The sequence below is a fragment of the Ramlibacter sp. genome (genome assembly GCF_050250995.1).
Taxonomy (GTDB): Bacteria; Pseudomonadota; Gammaproteobacteria; order Burkholderiales; family Burkholderiaceae_C; genus Ramlibacter.
Genome location: NZ_JBFWNP010000001.1, coordinates 91498 through 113766 on the forward strand (window position 1 = coordinate 91498; position 22269 = coordinate 113766).

At 70.0% G+C, this 22269-nt stretch carries 21 protein-coding genes; 8 read left to right on the forward strand and 13 right to left on the reverse strand.

Translation table 11 applies throughout. From position 1 onward, the window contains the following. Nucleotides 1-74: 74 nt before the first annotated feature. Nucleotides 75-1073, forward strand: a complete 999-nt coding sequence (locus tag AB7E83_RS00465) for an NAD(P)H-dependent flavin oxidoreductase (RefSeq protein ID WP_428563917.1) — start codon at nucleotides 75-77, stop codon at nucleotides 1071-1073. On the opposite strand, the gene AB7E83_RS00470 is transcribed toward AB7E83_RS00465, so the two are convergent. The 3 genes from AB7E83_RS00470 to AB7E83_RS00480 are packed head-to-tail and all read right to left on the reverse strand — an operon-like array spanning nucleotide 1042 to nucleotide 3695. After that, nucleotides 1042-2007, reverse strand: coding sequence for an NAD(P)-dependent oxidoreductase (locus AB7E83_RS00470; protein WP_428564716.1), 966 nt, complete (start codon nucleotides 2005-2007; stop codon nucleotides 1042-1044). The genes AB7E83_RS00465 and AB7E83_RS00470 overlap by 32 nt on opposite strands. A gap of 2 nt (nucleotides 2008-2009) precedes the next feature. Continuing rightward, nucleotides 2010-2690 (reverse strand): RraA family protein, encoded by a 681-nt coding sequence (locus AB7E83_RS00475; RefSeq protein ID WP_428563920.1) that lies wholly within the window; start codon nucleotides 2688-2690, stop codon nucleotides 2010-2012. A gap of 39 nt (nucleotides 2691-2729) precedes the next feature. After that, nucleotides 2730-3695: a Bug family tripartite tricarboxylate transporter substrate binding protein gene (locus tag AB7E83_RS00480; RefSeq protein WP_428563923.1), complete on the reverse strand. Its 966-nt coding sequence runs from the start codon at nucleotides 3693-3695 to the stop codon at nucleotides 2730-2732. Nucleotides 3696-3798: 103 nt separating this feature from the next. Between AB7E83_RS00480 and AB7E83_RS00485 the strand changes: the two genes are divergently transcribed. After that, nucleotides 3799-4566 carry an IclR family transcriptional regulator gene (locus tag AB7E83_RS00485; protein WP_428563926.1) on the forward strand — a complete coding sequence of 256 codons (768 nt, stop codon included), beginning with the start codon at nucleotides 3799-3801 and terminating at the stop codon, nucleotides 4564-4566. A gap of 22 nt (nucleotides 4567-4588) precedes the next feature. Here AB7E83_RS00485 and AB7E83_RS00490 read toward each other — a convergent pair whose 3' ends face one another. Together AB7E83_RS00490 and AB7E83_RS00495 are read right to left on the reverse strand one after the other, a co-directional pair. Further along, on the reverse strand, nucleotides 4589-4936 hold the full coding sequence (locus AB7E83_RS00490; RefSeq protein ID WP_428563929.1) for a DNA-binding protein: 348 nt from the start codon (nucleotides 4934-4936) through the stop codon (nucleotides 4589-4591). Next, on the reverse strand, nucleotides 4917-5225 hold the full coding sequence (locus tag AB7E83_RS00495) for a toxin-antitoxin system TumE family protein (protein WP_428563932.1): 309 nt from the start codon (nucleotides 5223-5225) through the stop codon (nucleotides 4917-4919). Before AB7E83_RS00495 ends, AB7E83_RS00490 begins: the two co-directional genes overlap by 20 nt. 134 nt (nucleotides 5226-5359) lie before the next feature. On the opposite strand from AB7E83_RS00495, the gene AB7E83_RS00500 reads away from it, so the two are divergent. Further along, the gene (locus AB7E83_RS00500; protein WP_428563935.1) at nucleotides 5360-6796 is read left to right on the forward strand and encodes an N-acyl-D-amino-acid deacylase family protein; all 1437 of its coding nucleotides are present in this window, start codon (nucleotides 5360-5362) and stop codon (nucleotides 6794-6796) included. A gap of 17 nt (nucleotides 6797-6813) precedes the next feature. Here AB7E83_RS00500 and AB7E83_RS00505 read toward each other — a convergent pair whose 3' ends face one another. The 6 genes from AB7E83_RS00505 to AB7E83_RS00530 form a co-directional block, all read right to left on the reverse strand. Then, the gene (locus AB7E83_RS00505) at nucleotides 6814-7848 is read right to left on the reverse strand and encodes an STAS-like domain-containing protein (RefSeq protein ID WP_428563937.1); all 1035 of its coding nucleotides are present in this window, start codon (nucleotides 7846-7848) and stop codon (nucleotides 6814-6816) included. A gap of 97 nt (nucleotides 7849-7945) precedes the next feature. Beyond that, entirely contained in the window at nucleotides 7946-8428 is a 483-nt protein-coding gene (locus AB7E83_RS00510) for a TspO/MBR family protein (protein WP_428563940.1), read from the reverse strand. 69 nt (nucleotides 8429-8497) lie between these two features. Continuing rightward, a complete protein-coding gene (locus AB7E83_RS00515) occupies nucleotides 8498-9196 on the reverse strand; it encodes a nitroreductase (protein WP_428563943.1) in 699 nt (232 codons plus the stop codon). An 11-nt stretch (nucleotides 9197-9207) separates the two neighbouring features. Beyond that, complete coding sequence (locus tag AB7E83_RS00520; protein ID WP_428563946.1) at nucleotides 9208-10170, reverse strand: Bug family tripartite tricarboxylate transporter substrate binding protein; 963 nt, start codon at nucleotides 10168-10170, stop codon at nucleotides 9208-9210. Between the two features lie 163 nt (nucleotides 10171-10333). Then, a complete protein-coding gene (locus AB7E83_RS00525) occupies nucleotides 10334-11296 on the reverse strand; it encodes a Bug family tripartite tricarboxylate transporter substrate binding protein (RefSeq protein WP_428563949.1) in 963 nt (320 codons plus the stop codon). Between the two features lie 123 nt (nucleotides 11297-11419). Continuing rightward, nucleotides 11420-13018, reverse strand: coding sequence for a carboxylesterase/lipase family protein (locus AB7E83_RS00530; RefSeq protein ID WP_428563952.1), 1599 nt, complete (start codon nucleotides 13016-13018; stop codon nucleotides 11420-11422). Nucleotides 13019-13126: 108 nt separating this feature from the next. On the opposite strand from AB7E83_RS00530, the gene AB7E83_RS00535 reads away from it, so the two are divergent. From AB7E83_RS00535 to AB7E83_RS00545, 3 genes are read left to right on the forward strand one after another with little or no spacing between them, the layout of a single operon-like run. Next, nucleotides 13127-13615: an FAS1-like dehydratase domain-containing protein gene (locus AB7E83_RS00535; protein WP_428563955.1), complete on the forward strand. Its 489-nt coding sequence runs from the start codon at nucleotides 13127-13129 to the stop codon at nucleotides 13613-13615. Nucleotides 13616-13617: 2 nt separating this feature from the next. Beyond that, the gene (locus AB7E83_RS00540; protein WP_428563958.1) at nucleotides 13618-14040 is read left to right on the forward strand and encodes a MaoC/PaaZ C-terminal domain-containing protein; all 423 of its coding nucleotides are present in this window, start codon (nucleotides 13618-13620) and stop codon (nucleotides 14038-14040) included. Nucleotides 14041-14059: 19 nt separating this feature from the next. After that, a complete protein-coding gene (locus tag AB7E83_RS00545) occupies nucleotides 14060-15238 on the forward strand; it encodes a CaiB/BaiF CoA transferase family protein (protein WP_428563961.1) in 1179 nt (392 codons plus the stop codon). A gap of 30 nt (nucleotides 15239-15268) precedes the next feature. Here AB7E83_RS00545 and AB7E83_RS00550 read toward each other — a convergent pair whose 3' ends face one another. Next, the gene (locus AB7E83_RS00550; protein ID WP_428563964.1) at nucleotides 15269-16201 is read right to left on the reverse strand and encodes a LysR family transcriptional regulator; all 933 of its coding nucleotides are present in this window, start codon (nucleotides 16199-16201) and stop codon (nucleotides 15269-15271) included. 47 nt (nucleotides 16202-16248) lie between these two features. On the opposite strand from AB7E83_RS00550, the gene AB7E83_RS00555 reads away from it, so the two are divergent. Next, the gene (locus tag AB7E83_RS00555) at nucleotides 16249-17520 is read left to right on the forward strand and encodes an acetyl-CoA hydrolase/transferase family protein (protein WP_428563967.1); all 1272 of its coding nucleotides are present in this window, start codon (nucleotides 16249-16251) and stop codon (nucleotides 17518-17520) included. 110 nt (nucleotides 17521-17630) lie between these two features. Then, nucleotides 17631-19265 (forward strand): acetolactate synthase large subunit, encoded by a 1635-nt coding sequence (locus tag AB7E83_RS00560; protein WP_428563970.1) that lies wholly within the window; start codon nucleotides 17631-17633, stop codon nucleotides 19263-19265. 9 nt (nucleotides 19266-19274) lie between these two features. On the opposite strand, the gene AB7E83_RS00565 is transcribed toward AB7E83_RS00560, so the two are convergent. After that, nucleotides 19275-22265, reverse strand: coding sequence for a helix-turn-helix transcriptional regulator (locus AB7E83_RS00565; protein WP_428564719.1), 2991 nt, complete (start codon nucleotides 22263-22265; stop codon nucleotides 19275-19277). Nucleotides 22266-22269 lie beyond the last annotated feature (4 nt).

Sequence of the window (22269 nt, forward strand, 5' to 3'; positions counted from 1 at the left end):
GGCCGACTAGACTCGGCACAAGGAGACGCATTGCATGACAGTCAGAGTCCGAATCCGCACCACACGGGCGCCGCATGCGCGCTGACCCGACGAGGACGCCGCCCGTGTTCAGCACGCGCTTCACCGAAACCGTCGGCTGCCGCTACCCGGTCATGCAGGGCGGCATGCAATGGGTGGGCCGCGCGCAGCTCGCCGCCGCGGTTTCGAACGCGGGCGCGCTGGGTTGCCTCACGGCGCTCACGCAGCCCACGCCCGAGGACCTGCGCCGCGAGATCGCGCGCTGCCGCGACCTCACCGACCAGCCCTTCGCGGTCAACCTGACGATCCTGCCGGCGCTGAAGACGCCGCCTTACGCCGAGTACCGGCAGGCGATCATCGAGTCGGGCGTGAAGGTGGTGGAGACGGCGGGCAACAACCCCGGCGAGCACGTGCGCGCATTCAAGGCGGCCGGCATCAAGGTCGTCCACAAATGCACGTCGGTGCGCCACGCGGTCAAGGCCGAGGAACTCGGCGTGGACGTCGTGTCCATCGACGGCTTCGAGTGCGCGGGCCACCCCGGCGAGAACGACACGCCGGGGCTGATCCTCATCCCGGCGACGGTGCGCAAGGTGACGATTCCGGTCATCGCCTCCGGCGGTTTCGCGGACGGCGCGGGGCTCGTCGCCGCGCTCGCGCTCGGCGCCGAAGGCATCAACATGGGCACGCGCTTCATGTGTACGGCCGAGAGCCACATCCACGAGCGCGTGAAGCAGCAGATCGTCGCGAACGACGAGATGCAGACCAACCTGATCCTGCGCACGCTGCGCAACACGGTGCGCGTCGCGAAGAACAAGGTGAGCGACGACATCATCGCGCGCGAGCGCGAGGGCGCGACGATCCAGGACCTCGCGCCGCTGGTGTCGGGGCAGCGCGGAAAGATGGTCTACGAGACCGGCGATCTCGACCACGGCACCTGGGCCGCGAGCCAGGTGCAGGCGCTCATCGACGACGTGCCGACGTGCGAGGAACTGCTGTCGCGGATGATCGCGGACGCGCGGCGCATCACGCAACGCCTGAGCGGACTGGGCAGCTGACCTTCAGGCCGCCGCGCCCTTGCGGCAGCAGCACGGCCAGCACGTTGCGCGCCGCCGCCACGCCCATGTTCACGTAGGCGTCGCTCGTCACGCCGCCGATGTGCGGGCTCAGGACGATGTTCGCTTCGCCGTGGAAGGGATGGCCCGGCGCCATCGGCTCGACCGCGAAGCTGTCGAGTCCCGCGGCGAGGACGTGGCGCGAGCGCACGGCGTCCTGCAGCGAGGCCTCGTCGATCAGCCCGCCGCGCGCGGTGTTCACGATCATGACGCCGGACTTGCAGCGGGCCAGCGTATGCGCGTTCAGCATCGCGCGGTTTTCCGGCGTCAGCGGGCAGTGCAGCGAGATCGCATCGGACTCGCGCCAGATCGCTTCGAGATCGACCACGCGGATGAACGAAGGAAGATCCTTCGCGAACGGATCGTGGCCGATCACCGTCATGCCCATCGCATCGCACATGCGCGCGAAGCGCTGGCCGATGGCGCCCAGGCCCACGAGCCCGACGGTGCGGCCCTGCAGTTCCACGCTCTTGTGCGTGGCCTTGTCCCAATGACCGGCGTGCATGCGGGCGTCGAGATGGGTCACGGACTTGGCGCAGGCCAGCAGCAGCGCGAGCGCCTGCTCGGCCACCGCGGCGGCGTTGGCGCCCACGGCCGCGCGCACCTCGATCCCGCGCTCGCGCGCCGCATCCTTGTCGATCGTGTCGGTGCCGCTGCCATGCTTGGAGACCACGCGCAGCGCGGGCGCGGCGTCCATCACGGCGGCAGGCACCTTGCCGTAGCGGACGATGATGGCGACCGGGTCGTGCTTGCGACACAGTTCCAGCAATTCCGGCTCGGTGCAGGTCTTGCCGGCATACACGACGTCGAAGTCGTGCAGCAACTCAAGGGCCTGGGGCGCGAGGTCCGCGCCCGTCACCATGACCACGGAACGCATGCTCACAGCGACTCGCCTTCCTTCAGGACGCCGGCCGTGCGCAGCGCGGCGGCGAGCCACGGCGCGGCGGTGTGGCCGGCCTGGATCTGCGCGATGCGCGCCGACTCGTCCTCGACCTTCCTGCGCGCCTGCGGCAGCAGCGCCTCGACGCGCTCGCGCTCGATGACGGTCACGCCATCGGCATCGGCAACCACGAGGTCGCCCGAGCGCACGGTGACGCCGCCGCAGGTGATCGGATGGCCGATGCGGCCGGGGACGTTCTTCGTAGGCCCGTTCGGGTTCGTGCCGACCGAGAAGACGGGGAAATCCATCTCGTCGATCTCCAGGCTGTCGCGCACCGCGCCGTCGATGACCACGCCCGCGATGCCGAGCTGCTTGCAAGCGGTCATCATGATCGTGCCCATGAGCGCCGCCGTCTGGTCGCCCTTGCCGTCGATGACGAGCACGTCGCCCGGCTTCGCCAGCGCGATGGCCGCGTGGATCATGAGGTTGTCGCCGGGGCGCACGTCGACCGTGAGCGCCGTGCCGGCGATCTTCATGCGCGGGCGCAGCGCGGCGATGCGGCCGTGCAGCGCGCCGCGCCGGCCATTGACGTCGGCGAGGATGGCGGCTTGATACTCGGCGGCCTGGCGCACGAGGCTTGAGGGAACGCGCTCGAAGTCGCGGAGGATGTCGGTGCTCATGGCGAAGTGTCCTGTTGTGTTCGTGGGGTTCGATGGGGATCAGTCGACCTTCGCACCCGATTCCTTGACGATCTTCCCCCAGCGGCCGATGTCGTCGCGGATGAGCTTCGCGAACTGGTCGGGGGTGCTGCCCGCCACGTCGGCGCCCTGGTCGCCGAGCTTCTTCTGCAGGTCCGCGTCCTTCAGGGCCTTGTTGATGTCGGCGTTGAACTTCGCGACCACGTCCTTCGGCAGCGACGCCGGGCCGGCGATGCCGAACCAGGTGACGGCTTCGAAGCCCTTGTAGCTCTCCGCGATGGCGGGAACCTGCGGCAGATCGTCCGCGCGCTTGGGCGAGGTCACGGCGATGGGGCGCATCTTGCCGCTCTTCACGTGGCCGATGAGCGTGGGAATGGACGACACGTACAGCTGCACCTGCCCGCTCATCACGTCGGTCGCGCCCTGCGCCGCGCCCTTGTACGGAACGTGCGTGAGCTTGATGCCGGCCGTCTTCTGGAATGACTCGGCGGCCAGATGCGCGACCGTGCCGTTGCCCGACGTCGCATAGTTGATCGAACCGGGCTTCGCCCTGGCGGCGGCGACCACGTCGGCCAGCGTCTTGTACGGCGAGTCCGCGCCCGTGACGATCACGAGCGGCGCGCTCGCGACCAGGCTCACCGGCGCGAGGTCCTTCAGCGGATCGTAGGGCAGCTTCGCGTAGAGCGAGGGATTGATCGCGAGATTGCTCGTCTGCCCGAGCACGAAGGTGTAGCCGTCGCCCGCCGCCTTCGCGGCCGCATCGACGCCGAGGTTGCCGCCCGAGCCGGGCCTGTTGTCGATGATGAAGGTGTAGCCCGAGGCCGTCATCTTGTTCGCGACCTCGCGCGCGATGATGTCCGTGCCGCCGCCGGCCGGAAACGGCACGACGAGGCGCACGGGCTTGGACGGCCAGGCCTGCGCATGCAGGCTGCCGGCGAGCACGGCGCCGGCGGCGAGGACGAACAACGAACGGCGGGAAGTCTGCATGGGTTTGTCTCCTGTTTCCGCTCTGGCGCGGGGTGTGGACCGGACTGTAGAAGGGCGTTGCGCACCGTACAATCCCGTTGCGTACAGTGAACCGAGGTGCAGGATGCGCAACGCCCAGATGGAGGAGTCCGAAGGTGCGGCCGGCGGCCGCGACGGCGGCGTGATCGCGGTCACGCGCGCGCTTTCGCTGATGGAGGCGTTCGCGCTCGGCGAATCGTCGCTGCCGCTCGCCGAGCTGAGCCGGCGCGCGGGCATGCACAAGACCACGGCGCTGCGCCTGGCGCGTACGCTCGCCTTGTCGCAGTACATGGTGCAGACGGAAGACGGCCAGTGGCGGCTCGGCCCCGCGAGCGGCTGGCTCGGCGCGCGTTACCAGGCCGGCTTCGACGTGAACAACGTGGTGGAGCCCGCGTTGCACGAACTCGTGAAGCAGACGGGCGAGAGCGCCTCGTTCTATGTGCGAGAGGGCGCGATCCGCTCCTGCGTCGCCCGCGTCGAGGGTCCGCGTTCGGTGCGGCACAACGTGCGCATCGGCGAGCGCCTGCCGCTCGACAAGGGTGCCCCCGGCCGCGTGATCCTCGCGTTCACGGGCGCATCGGGCGAACCGTACGAGTCGATCCGCAAGCGCGGCTTCCACATTTCGCTGGGCGAGCGCGAGGCCGAGGTCGCGAGCGCGGCCGCGCCGGTGTTCGGCCTCAACTGGCGCCTGCTCGGCTCGATGTGCATTTCGGGCCCGAGTTCGCGGCTCACGAAAACGAAGCTGGAGAAGTATGCGAAGGAAGTGATCCGCGCGGCGAACCAGCTATCGTATGCGCTCGCCGGCAGCAAGTCGCCGGCGACGCCGGCGGCGCTCTCAAAGTGGCATCCGTGAGACGTGCCGCGGCGTTTTTTCGCTAAGCCGCCTTCAGCAGGAAGTCGACCTTGACGGCGTCGAAGGGAAACACGACGCCGCCCCCTTCCGCCCGGTCGAGAACGCCCGCATCGAGCAGCGCCGTGATGTCCGAATGAACCGCCTTCACATCCCGCTCGACACGTCGCGCAGCCTCACGGATGGAGATCGGTCCGGCGCCGCACAGGACTTTCAGCAATTCCCACCGCTTCGCCGTCAGGACCTGCCAGAGCAACTCGGGCGTTGCGAAGGCGATGCGCGCCGATCGCGCGGCCTTCCCTGTCTTCCAGGCCTGCGCAAACTCCGCCATCGATTCCGCCGGGGACCGAACCTCAAGCACCACGGTTTTCATCATTCCACCTCGCAATGTCCTTCTGGAAATCGACCATCAGCTTCTCGGGCGTGCTGAACTCGTACGCGGTCTCGGTCCGCCCGAAGTGGCGGTGATCGCCCTTTCCGACTTCGTTGTCGTACCGTACGACACAAATCTCGTCGACGATGTAGGCCAGCCGGTACTTGAACTCGTGGACAGACCCGCTGACCGGCGCCGGAACTCGCCAGAGAACCAGTTCGGCAAAGGCCCGAGGGGAGTACACGATGCGAGTCCGGGCAATCAGCGTTGCCTTCATGATGGAGATCATGCCAACAGTCCATCGCGTTGTCAATGACTCCAACACGTTCCGCGCCCGCGGATTCGAATTCCGCGAACCGGGCCCACGCTCGGGGCAGAATGACCGGACGAGTTCTCGATCCGGGCTCGAGGAGGGCTGCACGCATGACCTACGACATCCTGATCCAGGGCGGCACCGTCGTCGACGGCACCGGCGCGCCCGCATTCCAGGCGGACGTGGCGCTGCAGGACGGGCGCATCGCCGCCATCGGCAAGATCGACGCGCCCGCGCGCCGCACGATCGACGCCACCGGCCTCGTCGTCGCGCCCGGCGCGATCGACGTGCATACCCACTACGACGCCGAAGTCGTCTGGAACGGCTTGCTCGGTGCGTCCGCCGAGCATGGCGTCACCACCGTCGTGCAGGGCAACTGCGGCATCGGCATCGCGCCGTGCAGGCCGCAGGACCGCGAGGCGGTCGAGGCGGGCGCGCTCGGCTTCAGCGCGACGACGGTGCGCCGGCAGGTCGGTTACAAGGGCAACCCGATGCCGGGGCAGCTCACCGACGAGGATGAACTGCGCGCGTATGCGCACGTGCTGCGCGACCTGGGCAAGGGCGCGATGCAGTTCAACGTGATCGACGCGGTGGCGAAGCCGCTCGACGACGAACTGAAGATCATCGACCTGCTGATCGAGGAAAGCGGCGGCCGGCCCGTCACGTATTCGGGCGCGCTGCATCGAAGCGACGACCCCGGCGCGGTGGAGCGCATGCTGCAGAAGGTGGAGCCGCTGCGCCAGCGCGGCGCGCGGCCGCAGACGACCACGATTCCCTTCACGATGGAGATCAATTTCCGCAGCCCGATGATGTTCGCGGACGTGACGGCCTTCAAGCGGGTGCTGAACCGTTCGCGCGAAGAGCAGATCGCGATGTACCGTGACCCTGCCTGGCGCACCGAAGCGAAGGCCGAGCTCGCGGCCGGCGGCAAGATCCTGAGCCGCTGGCGCACGGCGACGATCCACCATGTGAAGAGCGCCGAGGTGGAGCCGCTGCTCGACCGCACGATCGAGGACATCGCGCGCGAACGCGGCGTGGACCCGCTCGACGCGATGATGGACATCGCCGTCGCGGACAACCTCGACCTCGTGATCCGCGCGGAGATCTTCAACAGCGACCCCGAGTTCCTGGCGCGCCAGATCGCCGACCCGCGCATCCTGCTCGGCCAGCACGACGCGGGCGCGCACGTCGACATGATGTTCATGGGGAACTTCCCCACCTACATGCTCGGCCACTGGGTGCGCGAGAAGCAGGCGATGACGATGGAGCACGCGATCCAGCGCATCACTTCGGACCCGGCGGACTTCTTCGGCTTCGCCGACCGCGGCCGCGTGGCGCAGGGCAAGGCGGGCGATCTCATGGTGTTCGATCCGCGCACGGTGCGGTCCTCCGCCCTCGCGGAGAAGGTGCTCTACGACCTGCCCGCCGGCGGCAAGCGCCTGTCGTCGCCGCCGACGGGCATGGAGTTCGTGTTCGTGAACGGGGAACTGCTGTACGAGAAGGGCAAGCACTCGGGGGCGCTGCCGGGGAAGATCGTGAACGGGTGAGACGGTTCCGGCGCGCGTCAGGCGGCCAGTGCGCCCGGGGCGAACGTCCTCAGATTCCGCTCCACCTGAGGCGCCAGGTTCACCGGCACCAGCCGCACCTGCGGGTGTGCGGTCGCGAAGACGCGAAAGACTTCGTCGAGAAACGCCTGTCCCGCGAACTCGACGCCCGCGAAGTCGAGGATCACCGTCTGGAACTGCGTCGCGCGCGCGACGACCCATTTACCCTGCGAGCGCGAGACCAGCTGGCTGCTCAGCTCCGCCAGTTTCACCGGCACCTCGGTCGTGTGGAAAGCCTCGCCGCCGACCTCGTCCGGCGTCAAGTACCGCTCGTAGATCGACTGGGCCGTGCGCGTGGAATCGAGCGCGATATCGACCAGCACGATCGTCCCCTGCGTATAAGGACGCCAGTCGATCCAGCCGAAGCTCAGGTCGACGCCTCGCGGCGTGCGCGGCGCGTAGGTGATGCCGCGCGAGTACACGCAGAATCCGTCGGCCAGGCGCGAGCTGACGAAGATGCCCATGCCCGAGTGGCCGCTCGCGGCCGTGGTGTACTTGCCCTTGGCGAGCTCCAGCACGGCGAGCCGGTCGTCGAACAGATCCTGCGCCTGCGCGATGTTGCGGAAGATGCCCACGCCGTCGTCCATCACGGCGATCTGCAGGCGGCCGCTGTGGATGTGGGCGCCCATGGCGAGCGTGCGGGCCTTCGCGTGGTCGCGCACGTTGTTCACGAGCTCGGTGAAGACGATCTGCGCCATGTTCATGACGTTGGGCTGCAGCCCGCCTGTCATGGGATGCAGATGCGCCTCCCAGAGCGCGAACTCGTCCGGCGACTTTTCCGTGCAGGCGATCGACAGCGTCCAGAAACCGTTCGTACCCGGCGAGTAGGTCTGGCGCGTCCCGCTGCCATGGCGCTGGAGATACCCGGTATCGGCCAGCCGCTTGATGCGGCGCGACACGGCGACCCGCGAAAGGCCGGTCGCGCGTGCGGCATCGCCGGCCAGTTGCCGCGTGGTACGGGCCAGGGCGAGGATCGTCGCGTCGTGGGTGTCCATCGATTGTATCGCCGCTATGTCGCCTTCGATACCTTATTGTATCGCCGGCTCGAAGGGTGGCGCCCTTCCGGCGGGGGCCGCCGCCGTTGGGGCGCGGCTATCCGAGCAGCTGCGGATTCATCCGCCACACGCTCCAGTTGAGCGCGGCGGCGAAGCAGATCCACAGCAGGTAGGGCGCCATCAGGACCGCCGCGAGGCGTCGCCGCCGTGCGAAGCCGACCATGGTCGCGATCACCAGCGCGATCAGCAGCAGGATGTCGAAGAACGCGGCGCCGCCCATCTTCCATGAGAAGAACAGCCACGACCACAGCGCGTTGACCGCGAGCTGCGCGACGAACAGTCCCGCGAGCTTGCGGTGATCGGCCAGCGGCGCGATGGTCAGCCATGCGGCCACGGCCATGAGCACGTAGAGCGCGCTCCACACCGGGCCGAAGATCGCCGCGGGCGGCGCCCAGGCGGGCCTGGCGAGCTGGGCATAGAAGGTCCCCGCCTCGCGGGACGCCAGCGAGGCGAGAACGGCGAAAGCGCCGACGAATAGAAGCCAGGGAACGAGATTGCGGATGGGCGGACGGGATTGCATGCCGCATTGAAGCACGTGCGCGCCGCGCGCCGGTTCGATTCGTGCCGGCCCTCGACGCGACTCGCGCGCTCAGCCGACCCAGGTGACCAGTTCGTCCAGGGATGCGCGCCCCAGCCGGTACGAGTTCGCGATGTGCGACGCGTCCTCGTAGCCGAACGAGATGCCGCACACGATGCGCCGCCCTTCGGGGATCTCGACGTGCGCGCGCAGGATGTCGGGCCAGGAAGCGAGCGCGGCCTGCGCGATCGCGCCGAGGCCGAGCGCCTCGATGGCGAGCAGGAAGGTCGCGACCCACGCGCCGCAGTCCATCACGCCGTGCGTGCCGTGCGTCTGCGGGCTCGTCAGCACCACGAGGTGCGGCGCGCCGAACATGCGGAAATTCTCGAGCGCCTGCTTCGCCGACGCTTCGCGGTCGCCCTTGCCGATGCCGACCGCCTGGTAGAGGCTCCAGCCGGTGGCGCGGCGGCGCTCGACGTACACGCCGCCGTAGTCCTTCGGCCAGTCGAGCTCGGGCGCGGGCTGCGCGCCCGAAGACGCACGCGCGACGAGGTCCGCGCGCAGCCGCTCGAGCGGCTCGCCGCTCACCACGTGGATCTGCCACGGCTGGAAGTTGCACCACGAGGCCGTGCGGCCCGCCGTCGCGAGCAGCCGTTCGATCACCTCGCGCGGCACGGGGTCCGGGCGGAACGCGCGGCAGCTGTGGCGGCGCGCGAGCAGCGCGTCGAGCTGCTCGATGTCGCTGCCCACTTGTTCGGACGCTTGCAGCATGGCGGACGCGCTCAGTCCTTGGACGCGGTGAGCGCCGTCATGCGCTTCCACTTCTCGAGTTCGGCCGGGCCGGCGGCCTTGGACTGCGCCATGCCCGCCACGTCGACTTCGAGGCCGGCCTTCGCCACGGCATCCCTGAACTCGGGCGTGTTGCCGATGCGCACGAGCGCGTCGGACAGCTTGGCGAGGATCGGCTGCGGCGTGCCCTTCACGGCGAACATCCACACCGGCGACGAGTTCTCGTAGCCGGGCAGGCCCGCCTCGACCATCGTCGGCACGTCGGGCATGGAGCTCATGCGCTTCGTGCCGGTCTGCGCGACGATGCGCAGCCGTCCGCCCTGCACGAGCGGCATCACCGACGCGGGGCCGTTGAAGCACATGTCGAGCACGCCCGATGCGGCATCCACGGCGGCGGCGCCCGGCGTCTTGTAAGGCACGTGCTTGAGCTCGATGCCCGCGATACTCGCGAACAGCGCGCCTGCCATGTGGCCGGTGGTGCCGGGGCCGGCGGTGCCGTAGGTCAGCGTGCCGGGCGCCTTCTTCGCGGCGGCGATCACGTCGCGCGCCGTCTTGAACGGGGAGTCGGGCTTGACGGCCAGCACGAGCGCCGTGCTCGCCATGCGCGCCACGGGCTCGAAGTCGTTGACGGCGTCGTAGGGCGTCTTGGTCGTCCACTGGTTCGAGTAGTGCGACGCGTACGTGAACAGCAGCGTGTAGCCGTCGGCCGGCGCGCGGAACACCTGCGTGGTCGCGATCACGCCGCCCGCGCCGGTAACGTTCTCGACGACGACGGGCTGGTTCCACATCTTCGTGAGCTGGCTGGCCGCATAGCGCGCGGTGGCGTCCGTCGCGGTGCCCGCGCCGGTGGACACGAGGATGCGGATCGTCTTGCTCGGGTATTCGTCGGCGAAAGCGAAGCCGGCGGGAAGGGTGGCCAGGGCCGAAGATGCGAGAAGGCTGCGCCTCGTGATCATGGGAATGTCTCCAGAAGATGAACGAATCGCCCGCCGGATACCGGACGGGCGCTCTGTGGGAATCGTAGGGAGCCCCACCGCATGCGGCAAGTTCCGAGCGGTGAACCCCCGATTCGATTTTCTTCAGGCTGACACGCCGCTGAACGGCGGGCGCGCACGGTTCCTAGTTCTTGGCCGTGACCAGCGCCGTCAGGCGTTTCCACTTCTCGAGCTCGACGGGGCCGTGGGCCTTGGCCTGCGCCATGCCCTGCACGTCGACGTCGAGGCCGGCCTTGGCCACGGCTTCCTTGTACTCGGGCGTGTTGCCGATGCGAACCAGCGCGTCCGACAGCTTCGCGAGGACCGGCTGCGGCACGCCTTTCACGGCGAACATCCAGATCGGCGAGGAGTTCTCGTAGCCGGGCACGCCCGCCTCGACCATCGTGGGGATGTCGGGGAAGGAGGACATGCGCTTCAGGCCCGTCTGCGCGAGGACCCGCAGTCGCCCGCCCTGCACGAGCGGAAGCACCGCCGCGGGACCGGTGAAACACATGTCGAGCACGCCCGACGAGGCATCGACGGCAGCGGCGGCCGGCGTCTTGTACGGCACGTGCTTCAGTTCGCCGCCGGTCAGGCTCGCGAACAGCGCGCCCGCCATGTGGCCGGTGGTGCCCGGGCCGGCGGTGCCGTAGGTCAGCGTGCCGGGCGCGCGCTTCGCGGCGGCGGCGACGTCCTGCGCGGTCTTGAACGGCGAGTCGGGCTTGACGGCCAGCACGAGGGCCGTGGTCGCCACGCGCGCGACCGGCTCGAAATCGGCGACCGCGTCGTAAGGCGTTTTGGTCGACCACTGGTTCGAGTAATGGGAGGCATACGTGAAGAGCAGCGTGTAGCCGTCGGCCGGCGCGCGGAAGACCTGCGTGGTCGCGATGACGCCGCCCGCGCCCGCGACGTTCTCGACCACGAAGGGTTGGTTCAGCATCTTCGAAAGCTGGCTGGCCGTGTAGCGCGCCGCCGCGTCGGTCGCGGAGCCCGCGCCGATGGACACGACGATGCGCACGGGCTTGCTCGGGTAGTCGTCGGCGAAAGCGAATCCGGCGGGAAGGGTGGCCAGGGCCGAAGAAGCGAGAAGGCTGCGCCTCGTGATCATGCTTGGTGTCTCCAGGGTAATGACAAAGGGAATCGCGGGGGTCGACCCGAAGGCCGCTCGGTCCGCATCCTAGGGAGCCTTGCCGCAAGCCACAAGGCGCAAAAACCCCGATACCGGGCAAGCTCAGTCCGGCACGCCCCTGAAGAGCGGGCCGCGCATCAGCGCGATGGGCACCTCGGCGATGTGCGGCGTACACGCGATGCGCTGCGCACCTTCGTAGTCGTTCACCGCGCGGCTCTCGGTGTCGAACACCATCGTCGCGCGCGTGGCCATGTCATAGGGTTTCCACGCGGGCAGGCGCGCATTGTTCGGGTCGCCGGTGCGCGCGAAAGCGACGAAGGCCGACATGATGTCGTGCGACACGCCGCGGGCCGCCGACGCATCGCCGATCAGCGCGGGGGCGGCTTCCAGCGTGCCGAAGACGAGCGGAATGTCGATGGTGTGCGGCGAGCGCCAGACGCCGCCTTCCACCGGGCTGCGCCAGGCGAGGTGGTAGAGGTAGACGGGCGCGCCCGGCGCCGACGCCTTCGCCTCCACGCACCGGATCATCGCGCCGCGCGCGAGGATGTCGCTCGCGAGCGAGGCCAGGAGATCGGCGGCGCTGCGCCCGGGGTCGTCGGTGCGGTAGGCCGCGATCATCGCGTCGGCCTCGGCGGCATTCATGCCGAACTGCGCCTGCACGCGCGCCTTCAGCTGCGCCTCGCCGATCGCGAAGTTGGCGCGGTTGTTGCCGAGGAAGAGCGTCGCCTCCGTCCCTGTCGTGCCCATCATGAGCGGCACCGACGATTGCAGGGCGATCCCCTCGGGATCGAAGGGGCTCGCGAGCACATGGCGGCCGTCGATCACCGGGTGCGCGCCCTCCATGCGCGCGGCCGCCATCGCCTTCGCGCGCGCGGCGACCAGCACGTCGGCCGGCACATCCTGCAGGCGGCGGACGTCGCGCGCATCGACGCCGAGCGCCTTCAGCAGTTCGCGCACGTAGGGCGCGACGTCGGCCGACCGCACGAGCCGCAGCCCCGTCGCGCCGCTCATGTTGATGGCGCGGTGGAAGAGCCCGCGCGCGGCCGGCATCATCATCGCCACCAGCACCTTGCCGCCGCCGCCGGACTGGCCGAAGAGCGTGACGTTGTCCGGGTCGCCGCCGAAGGCGCGGATGTTGTCCTGCACCCACTGGAGCGCGGCGACGATGTCGAGCTGGCCCACGTGGCAGGCATCAGGAAAGTCGGTCGCGCCCTGGCCCGCGAAATCGGTGTGGCCGAACACGTTGAGCCGGTGATTGAGGGTGACGACGACCACGTCGCCGAAAGCCGCGAGCTCGCTGCCGTCGGACGCGGGGCTGCCGCTGCCGCCGCTCCAGTAGCCGCCGCCGTGCAGATAGACCATCACGGGGCGCCTCGCCTGCGGGTCGAGGTCCGGCGTGAAGACGTTGAGCACGCAGCAGTTCTCGCTGAAGCCGGTGGATTCGCCGTACCAGGCGAAGGCCGGGATCTTCACGAGGTTCTCGGGCAGCTGCGGGCAGCGGTCGCCGAGCGCGAACGCATCATGCACGCCGGTCCACGCGGGCACGGGCTTCGGCGCGACGAAGCGGTTCGCGCCCGACGTGTCCGCCGCATAGGGGATGCCCCGGAAGCTCAGCGCCGAGCCGGCACGCGGGCCCCGCAGTCCCCGCAGCCTGCCGCTGCGCGTCTCGACCGGGGTCGAAATTCGGTCTTCATTGTCCACGGCGCATCCTAAGGAAACCGGCGCGGCGCATCAATTTCCGGTCGAAGAAGCACCGATTCGTGTTTCGGCACTGTGCCGCGCGCCTGCGCACGGGCAAGATTCGCCGTCATGAGCGCCCCGCCCCCACGCCAGTGGACTTTTCCGGTCGAAGCCACGCAGATCCAGCTGTTCGCGCGCGCCATCGGCGACGACAACCCCGCCTTCCGCGATGCCGATTCACCCGAGGCGGAGGCCAGCGGCGGCATCGTCGCGCCGCCGACCTTCGGGATGATCGCCGAGCAGTTCGACCCCGAGCACTACGCGCGGCCGCGCCCGGGGCAGCCCTGGTTCGGCTCGGGTGCGACGCCCGGCTTCGCCTTCGGTCCGCAGGGCCTGCACGCGAGCCAGGAGTTCACCTACCACCGCGACATCCGTCCCGGCGACGTGCTGACGGTCGAGCTGCGCACGGGCGACACGTGGGAGAAGGAAGGCAAGCGCGCCGGGAAGATGCGCTTCGTCGAGTACCTCTACGACTACCGCGACGCGCAGGGCGAGCTCGTGCTGAGCGTGCGCCGCGTGCGCGTGCTGCTGGACCAGCCGCCCGCCGGGAGCGCATGAGCATGGCCTTGTCCGCATCGACCCTGCGCGTCGGCGACTCGCGCACCACGCGCGTCGTGGAAGACCTGAAGCGCACGCAGCTCGTGCAATACGCGGGCGCCTCCGGCGACTACCACCCGCTGCATTCCGACGAAGTCTTCGCCACCGAGATCGGCGGCTACAAGTCGATCTTCGCGCACGGCATGCTCACCATGGGCATGACGGGCAGGGCCGTGACCGACTTCGTGGGCGCGGGCCGCCTCGCGAAGTACGGCGCGCAGTTCCGCGGCCAGGTCTGGCCGGGCGACACGCTCGACACCACCGTGACCGTGACGGCCCTGCGCGAGGAAGGCGGACGGCGCCTCGCGGACCTGACCATCGCGACCGTCAACCAGCACGGGGCCGAAGTGCTCGCGGGCTGGGCCACGGCGCGCATCGACGAATGAAAACGCAGGAGACCCTGAAATGAGCAACAAGCCGCTGGACGGCATCCGGGTGCTGGAGATCGGCGCCTACATCTCCGCGCCGTATGCGGGTTCGCTGCTGGCCGCGCTGGGCGCCGACGTCGTGAAGGTGGAGCCGCCCGAAGGCGACGCCTTCCGCCGCGGCATGGGCATCGGGAGCGACTACTTCGTGCAGTACAACGCGGGCAAGCGCAGCATCGCCATCGACCTGAAGTCGAAGGAGGGCGTCGCGCTCGTGAAGGACATGCTGCCGAAGTTCGACGTGCTGATCGAGAACATGCGGCCCGGCAAGATGGACGCGCTCGGCCTCGGCAAGGACGCCTGCCGCGCGGTGCATGCGGGCCTGGTCTACGCATCGATCTCCGGCTTCGGCGACGGCGGCCCGCTCGTCGACCGGCCCGCCTACGACACCATCGGCCAGAGCTACGGCGGCCTTTATTCGCTGATGCACGACGCGGGCAAGCCGGGCCTCACGGGCTCGCCCGTCGCGGACCTCATCACGGGCGTGAGCTGCGTGATGGGCATCCTCGCAGGCCTCGTCGCGAAGGGCCGCACCGGCAAGGGCTCGGCCGTCGGCACCTCGCTGCTGGAAGCGGTGTCGCTGATCACCGTCGACTCGATGACGCAGGCCTTCGAGATGGGCGAGGCGCCCACGCGCCAGGCGCGCCATCCGCAGGCGCAGAACTTCTGCCTGAAGACCTCGGACGGCGCGGCCGTGACGCTGCACCTGTCGAGTTCGCAGAAATTCTGGACCAACCTCCTGCGCGTCGTCGAGCGCGAGGACCTGCTGCAGGACAAGCGTTTCGCGACCTACGCCGACCGCATGGTGCCGGACCACTACTTCGCGCTCGTGGACATCTTCGCGAAAGAGATCGCGAAGCGCCCGCTGGCCGAGTGGGAGGAGAAGCTCACCGCGCTCGACGTCCCCTATGCGCCGGTGCTCGACCTGCTGCAGTACGCCGACCATCCGCAGATGCAGTGGCTACAAATGACGTCGCGCGAGCCGGGCGGCAAGTTGCTGGTGCGCCCGCCCTGGCGCTTCGACGGCGAGCGCCCGGACCGCACCCAGGCCGCGCCGCACATCGGACAGCACACGCGCGAAATCCTCCAGGAGCTGCGCACGCCCGAGCAGGTGGAGGCGCTCATCGCCGGCGGCACCGTCAACGCCGTCCCGCGCTAGCGGACGAGGTCCGGCATGCGCGCGCTGCGCCTACTGCACCTGGCCCTGGCCGATCAGCTGCGCGAGGAAGTTGCGCGCGGCCACGGTCTGCGTGCGTCCGCGCGCCGTGCCGACGACCAGTTGCCGCTTCGCCCACGGCTCGACCAGCGGGATCGACTGCACGAGGTCCAGGTCGGCGGCCGACAGCATGTTGTCCGGCTGGATGGTCACGCCCTGCTTCACGCGCACCAGCGCCGTCGCCGCGTACACGCTGTTGACCATGTACTTGGGCTTGAACTCCACGCCGGCCTGCGCCGCCTCGCGCGGAATCTGGCTCATGAGGTTGGTGGAGGGCGCGATGCCGATGAAGTTGTGGCTCAGGAGCTCGGGCACGCTCACCGCTTCGCGGTCGGCCAGCACGTGGCCGCGCGGCACCACCGCCACGAGGCGATCGGCGCGGTAGGGCAGCATGTCGATGGAGTCCCCGTCGGCCGCGGGCGTGTGGACGAACACGGCCACGTCGACCTCGCCGAAGGCCACCCGGCGGATCACCTCGGCGTTGTGGCCCTCGCTCAGGTCGATGTCGACCATCGGGAAGGCGTGCGCGAACTCCGCGATCTCGTGCGCGAGGTACAGGCTGATGATGCCGCCGGTGGCGCACACGCGGATCGTGCCGCGCACGCCCTCGGTGAACTCGCTGAAGTCACGGCGCACGTCTTCGAACAATCCGAACACCTGCGTGACGTAACGCGCGAGCACGCGGCCCGCGGCCGTGGGCAGCACGCCGCGCGGATTGCGCTCGAACAGCTGGACGCCGACGATTTCCTCCAGGTCCCGGATTCGTTTCGTCGCCGCCGAGGCGGTGATGTTCTCCTGCGCGGCGGCGCGCCCGACCTGCCCCTCCTGCACGACCGTCAGGAAGAGCTTCAGGGTGAACAGGTCCACCGACCGGATGAGGTGGATCTTGTTGAATGCGCCAGCCATGCGTCCAATTTACATCAAAGGAAAACACCGGGGTCCCCGGTGAAGCCATGATCGAACTCGACAACCCCGAGCAGCTCGACCTCACCCGCTACATCCGCGCGGGCGACGCCCTCGTCACCACGCAGATGCATGCCGAGCCCGTGACGCTGGTGCGCCGCCTCATCGCGCAGCGCGCCGCCATCGGCAAGGTGAGCATCTTCATCGGCCCCCTGCTGGCCGACACCTTCGGCCCCGAGCACGCGGACTTCATCACCTTCCGCAGCTATTGCGGCACGGCGCGCAACGCGCTGCTGGCCGACGCTGGCGCGCTCGATCCGGTGCCGACGCATTTCTCGGAGTACCCGCGGGTCTTCGCGAGCGGCGCGATGCCCTGCGACGTCGCGTTCCTCGCGCTCACGGAGCCCGACGCGCAGGGCCGCTTCAACCTCGGCACGGCGAACGACTATGCCGTGGCGGCCGCGCGCAGGGCGCGCGTCGTGATCGCGGAAGTGATGCCGGGCCTGCCGTGGATGAACGGCGCGGAGCTGCCCGACGACATTCGTCCGCACGTGCTGCTGCGCGCGGGCGCGGAGCCGGTGGCGATGCCGGAGACGGGCGAGGGCTCCGACGAGGAGCGCGCCATCGCCGCGAACGTGGCGAAGCTCGTGCCCGACGGCGCGACCCTCGCGCTGGGGGTCGGGTCGATGCCCAATTTCGTGATGCGCGCGATGCTGAACCACCGCAACCTCGGCATCCATTCGGGCGCGATCGGCGAAGCGGTGGTGGAGCTGATCGAGTCAGGCGTCGTCACGAACGAATCGAAGCCGGTCTACACGGGCGTCTCGGTCGCCAACATGCTGATGGGCAGCCGGAGGCTGCTCGCCTATGCGCACCGCAACCCGCGCCTGCGCGTCGCGCCGACCTCGTTCACGCACGACATCGCGAACATGCGCGACATCCCGCGATTCTTCTCGGTCTCGTCGGGCGTGGAGATCGACCTCACCGGACAGGTGAACGGCGAGATCGCCAACGGCCGCTACATCGGCGCGGTGGGCGGCGCGGGCGACTTCGTGCGCGGCGCGAACCTGTCGCCGGGCGGCGCGTCGATCATGATGTTCTCGTCGACCGCGCGCCGCGGCAAGGTGAGCCGCATCGTCGCGCGCCTGTCGGAGCCGGTGGTGACCACGCCGCGCAGCGACGTGCAGTACGTGGTGACGGAGTTCGGCATCGCGGACCTGCGCGGCAAGAGCCTGAAGCAGCGCATCGAGGCGATGATTCCGCTGGCGCACCCGGATTTCCGCGACCCGCTCGCGCGGGATGCGGGGCTGGCGGTCGCCTAGCAACCGCAGGCCGTCCTTCGGGGGATGGCGCTACCCGATTGCAGGTATTCCGCCGAGGGCGCGGCCGCCCGGCTTGCGGCGCCCTGCCGCGGCCCCTTAGCATGGCCGCCATGACCTCTTCCGCGGCAACCCCCTCCTTCGGCGCCGACGTCGTCGTCGCATCGCTCGTCGCCCACGGCGTCGACACTTTCTTCGCGAACCCCGGCACGTCGGAGATCCACCTCGTCTCCGCGATCGACCGGCATCCGACGGCGCGCGCGGTGCTGTGCCTGTTCGAGGGCGTCGCCACGGGCGCGGCGGACGGCTACGCGCGCGCTTCGGGCAAGCCCGCCGCCGTGCTGCTGCACCTCGGCCCCGGCCTCGCGAACGGCCTCGCGAACCTGCACAACGCGATGAAGGCCGGCACGCCGATGATCGTGCTGGTGGGCGAACATGCGACGCAGCACCTGCAGTACGAGTCGCCCTTGAGGAGCGATCTCGAATCGTTGGCGGGCTACGCCGCGAAGGAGGTGATGCACGCGCGGCCGGGGGATGACCTCGATGCGCTGATCGCGCGCGCCGTCGCCGCGACGCAGGCGCGGCCGTCGGGGCCGGTCGTGGTGGTGGCGAATGCGGATGTGATGTGGGGTGCGCCGGGGGTGGCGGGTGCATCGGGCGTGTCCGACGCAGGGGGCGCATCGCACGAATCGAGCGCGCCAGGTACCTCGAACACATCGAGCCCGGCAGACCGCCCTCCCCCGCTCGACGCCGCGAAGGCGCTCGCGTTCCTGCGCTCTCCGGGCGCCACGGTTCTGCTGGGCGGCGCGGCGCTCTCGGCGCACGCGCTGAAGCTCGCCGACAGCCTCGCGCAACTCACCGGCTGCACGCTGATGTGCGAAACCTTCAATGCGCTGCACGAGCGCGGGGCGGGCGTGCCGCACGTCGAGCGCCTGCCCTACTTCCGCGAACTCGCCGTCGACAAGCTCGCCTCGACGCGCCATCTGCTTCTGCTCGGCAGCCGCCCGCCGGTGTCGTTCTTCGGCAGCCCGGATGCGGGCAGCGTCCTCACCGCGCCCGATGCGCAAGTGCTCGCGCATGCGCCCACGCAGTCGCCGGTCGCGCTGCTGGAGCAGATGGCGCAGCTCGCCGGCACCCTGCCCGCCCCGCGCGTCGTCGCGCGCACGCAGTCGGACGCCCCCGCCGGCGCGCTCTCGCCCAAGGCCGTGTGGGCCGCCGTCAACCGGGCGCTGCCCGAAGGCGCGGTGGTGAGCGACGAATCGGGCGTGTCCTCCGTCGGCGCGGACGACACGATGAAGGGGGCCGCACCGCATTCGTGGATGAACCTCACGGGCGGCTCCATCGGCCAGGGCCTGCCGGCGGGCACCGGCGCGGCCATCGCGACGCCGGGCCGCCAGACGCTCGTGTTCCACGGCGACGGCGGCGCGATGTATACGGTGCAGTCGCTCTGGACGCAGGCGCGCGAAAAGGCGAAGGTCGTGAACGTGATCTTCCGCAACGACCGCTACGCGATCCTCGACCATGAAGTGAAGCGGCACGGCCTGCCGCCCCTCGGACCGAAGGGCGCGGCGATGTTTTCGCTGGCCGAGCCGACGCTCGACTGGGTGTCGGTGGCACGGGGAATGGGCGTGCCGGCGGTGACGGTACGGACCGCAGAGGAATTCGTCGAGGCGTTGGGGAAGGGTCTGGGAAGCGAAGGGCCGTGCCTGATCGAGGCGGTGATGGGCGCGCCGAAGAAGAAGACGTGATTCAAGCGGTCAGCGGGCACCGCCCCTGCGCCGCCCCGCCGGCAACTCCACCAGGTTCGCCGCCCCCGTGAGATAGCTCGCGATCTGCGAACGCGACTTCAGCGCCAGCTTGCGCAGGATGTTCTTCACGTGCGTCTCCACCGTGAGCTCGCTCAGGAACAGCTCCGATGCGATCTCCTTGTTCGTGCAGCCGCGTGCGACCAGCGCCATCACCTCCGACTCGCGCGCGCTCACCGGCTGCCCCGCCGTGCGGCGCACGCTCGTGAAGGTCGGCCGCACGTTCATGCGCCGCAGCCGCTGGCCCACCATCGCGGCGTCGCGCGTCGCGCCGATGGCTTCGAACTCGCCGCCCGCGAGGTTCAACGCGACGCCGGCCGCCTGCACGTCGCCCAGTTGCTCCAGCGCGTCCGCGAGATCGATGCGCGTGCGCGCCGCCTCGTGCCGGCGCCGCAACTCCGTGCGCAAGGTCACCGCGCGCGCGAATTCGTCGCAGGCCACGGCGGCATCGCCCGATTGCAGGGCCAGCAGCCCGCGCACGTGCGCAAGGCAGGCTTCGGCCGACACCGCGCCCTTGCGCAGCGCACGGATCTCGTCGACCACCGCGCCGACTTCGTCGCGCCGCCCCAGCCGCGCCGCGCACTCGGCCGCGAGCGGCAGCACGTGCGGATGCAGCGCGAAGAAGGGGAGCGGCTCGAACGCGCGAATGCGTTCGGCCAGGGCCCGCGAAATGCGCAGCGCCCCCTCGAGATCGCCTTCGAGGAAGGCGAGGAAGGCGCGCGCGCCCTCCACCACCACGACCGAACGCAGCTCGGTCTTGTGATGCCGGCCGTGCAGTTCCTCGGCCTGCGCCTGGTGCCGCGCGGCCTTCGCGTTCTGCCCGAGCAGCCGCCAGGCCACCGCCGTGAAGGAATGCGTGCGCGGCAGCATCGTCCCCTGGCCGATGCCTTCGTCGAGCGCGATGGCCTTCTCGCCGATGGCCACCGCCTCCTCCAGCCGGCCTTCGAGCGCCAGGCGCTCAACCTGCAGCGACATCGGCCACGACTCGAGCGCGACCGCATGCATGCGCTGCGCGATGCGCGCGCAGGCCTCGCGATGCGACTCGAACGCCTGCGCATCGCCCTCGTAGCGGTTCAGCGACGCGAGCGTGTAGTGCGTGAGGAAGGCGGCGCCCGGATACGGCAGGTCGCCGCAGTAATGCAGCGCGCGCACGCCCGCCTGCTGCGCCGAGCGCATGTCGCCGCGCAGGCCGTGCGCCATGCTCATCACCGTCCAGGTGCGGCCGAGCAGTTCACGGTCGCCGTCCTCCCCGGCGATGGCGAGCACGCGGGCGCACTCCTCCAGGCCGCCGCGCACATCGCCCTGGCGCACGCGCGCGAGCGCGCGTTCCTGCCGCAGCAGCGCGCCCTCCGCCGTGGCGTCCGCGCTGCCGAGCGCACGCAGGCCCTCCTCCAGCTGCATCGCCGCGGCCTGCTCGCGGCCCTGCTGCCACATGGCGCGCGCGATGCAGCGATGCAGGCTCGCCTGCTCGACCTCGTTCGCCGCGGGCAAAGCCGTGGTCCAGGTGGCGATCGCATCGTCGAACAGGCCCAGGCGCTTCTGCGATTCGCCGAGCTGCAGGTACAGCGGCGCCAGCGGCAGGTCATGGACGCCGCACGCCTTCGCGGCGCGCATCGCGGACTCGAGCAGGTAGATGACCTCGTGGTTGCCGAACACCTTGAGCGCATCGCGCGCGGCCTGCAGCAGGTACGGCAAGGCGGCCTTCTGCCGCGCGCCCGGCTCCGCCGCCACGAGGTGGCGTGCCACGGTCGCCGCATCGCTCGTCGCCGGCTGCTTCATCAGCTCGTCGGCGATCACGCCGTGCAGGAAGCGCTGGCGCGCGAGGCCCATGCGGCGGTACACGGTCGCCTGCACCAGCGGCCGGTGGAATTCGTAGACGATCTCCGCGCCCTCCACGCGCTCGTCGAGCAGGCGGTGCGCGGTGAGCAGGTCGAGCGCATCGAGCAGGCGTTCCTCGTCGAACGCGGTCGCCGCGCGCAGCAGCGGATAGCCGATGGGCGCCTCGAACACGGCCGCCAGCGCGAGCACGCGCCGCGCGTCGTCGGGCAGTTCGCGCAGGCGTTCGTGGATCAGCGATTCGATGGATTCGGGCAGCGAGCGCGCGCCCATTTCCCGGAACACGGGACGGCCACCGCCCGGTTCGGCGCGCGCCTGCTTCGCGAGTTCCGACGCGAAGAAGGGATTGCCCTGCGTGACGAGATGCAGCTGCAGCACGGCATCGTCGGGCCAGCGCGAGCCCGAGGCGTGCGATGCGATCGCGCCGGTGGCCGCCACGCTGAGCGACGGCAGCGCCAACCCCGATGCGAGGCCCGAGGCCTCCAGCGAATTCGACAGGCGCGCGAGCAGTCCACCCTCGTCGACTTCGTCGGAGCGCAGCGGCGCGAGGAAGAGCAGCCGGCTGTCCTGCGTCGCGTGCAGCACCGCGTGCAGCAGCTCGAGCGAACTCGGGTCGGCCCACTGCAGGTTTTCCAGCACGACCACGACGGGCGCCGCCGCGGCGAGCGTTCTCAGCAGCGCCGCGACCTGCCCGTAGAGCCGCGTCTGGTCGGGCGCGGGTCCAGCGTCGGCCCCTTCGCCGCCGTGCTCCGGCGGATCGAGCCGCTGCGATGCCGCGGGAAAGAGGCTGCGCAGATCGGGGCTGTCGCGCAGCACGTGCAGCAGCTCGCGGCGGTGCAGCGAACGCAGGTGCATGTCGAGCGCATCGACCCACACGGCGTACGACATGCGGCTGGTGGCCTGGAATGCGCGGCCGAAGAGGAACAGCGCCTTGTTCGCATGCGCGCGGCGGAACTCCTCCACCAGCCGGCTCTTGCCGGCGCCGGCCTCGGCGCCGATGAAGGCGCAGTGCGAGCGGCCCTCGCACGCGTTGGCGAGCAGCGCGTCGAGCCGCGCGAGCTCCTCGCGTCGCTCGAGGAAGGGCGGCGGCGATTCGGCGGGACGCATCACG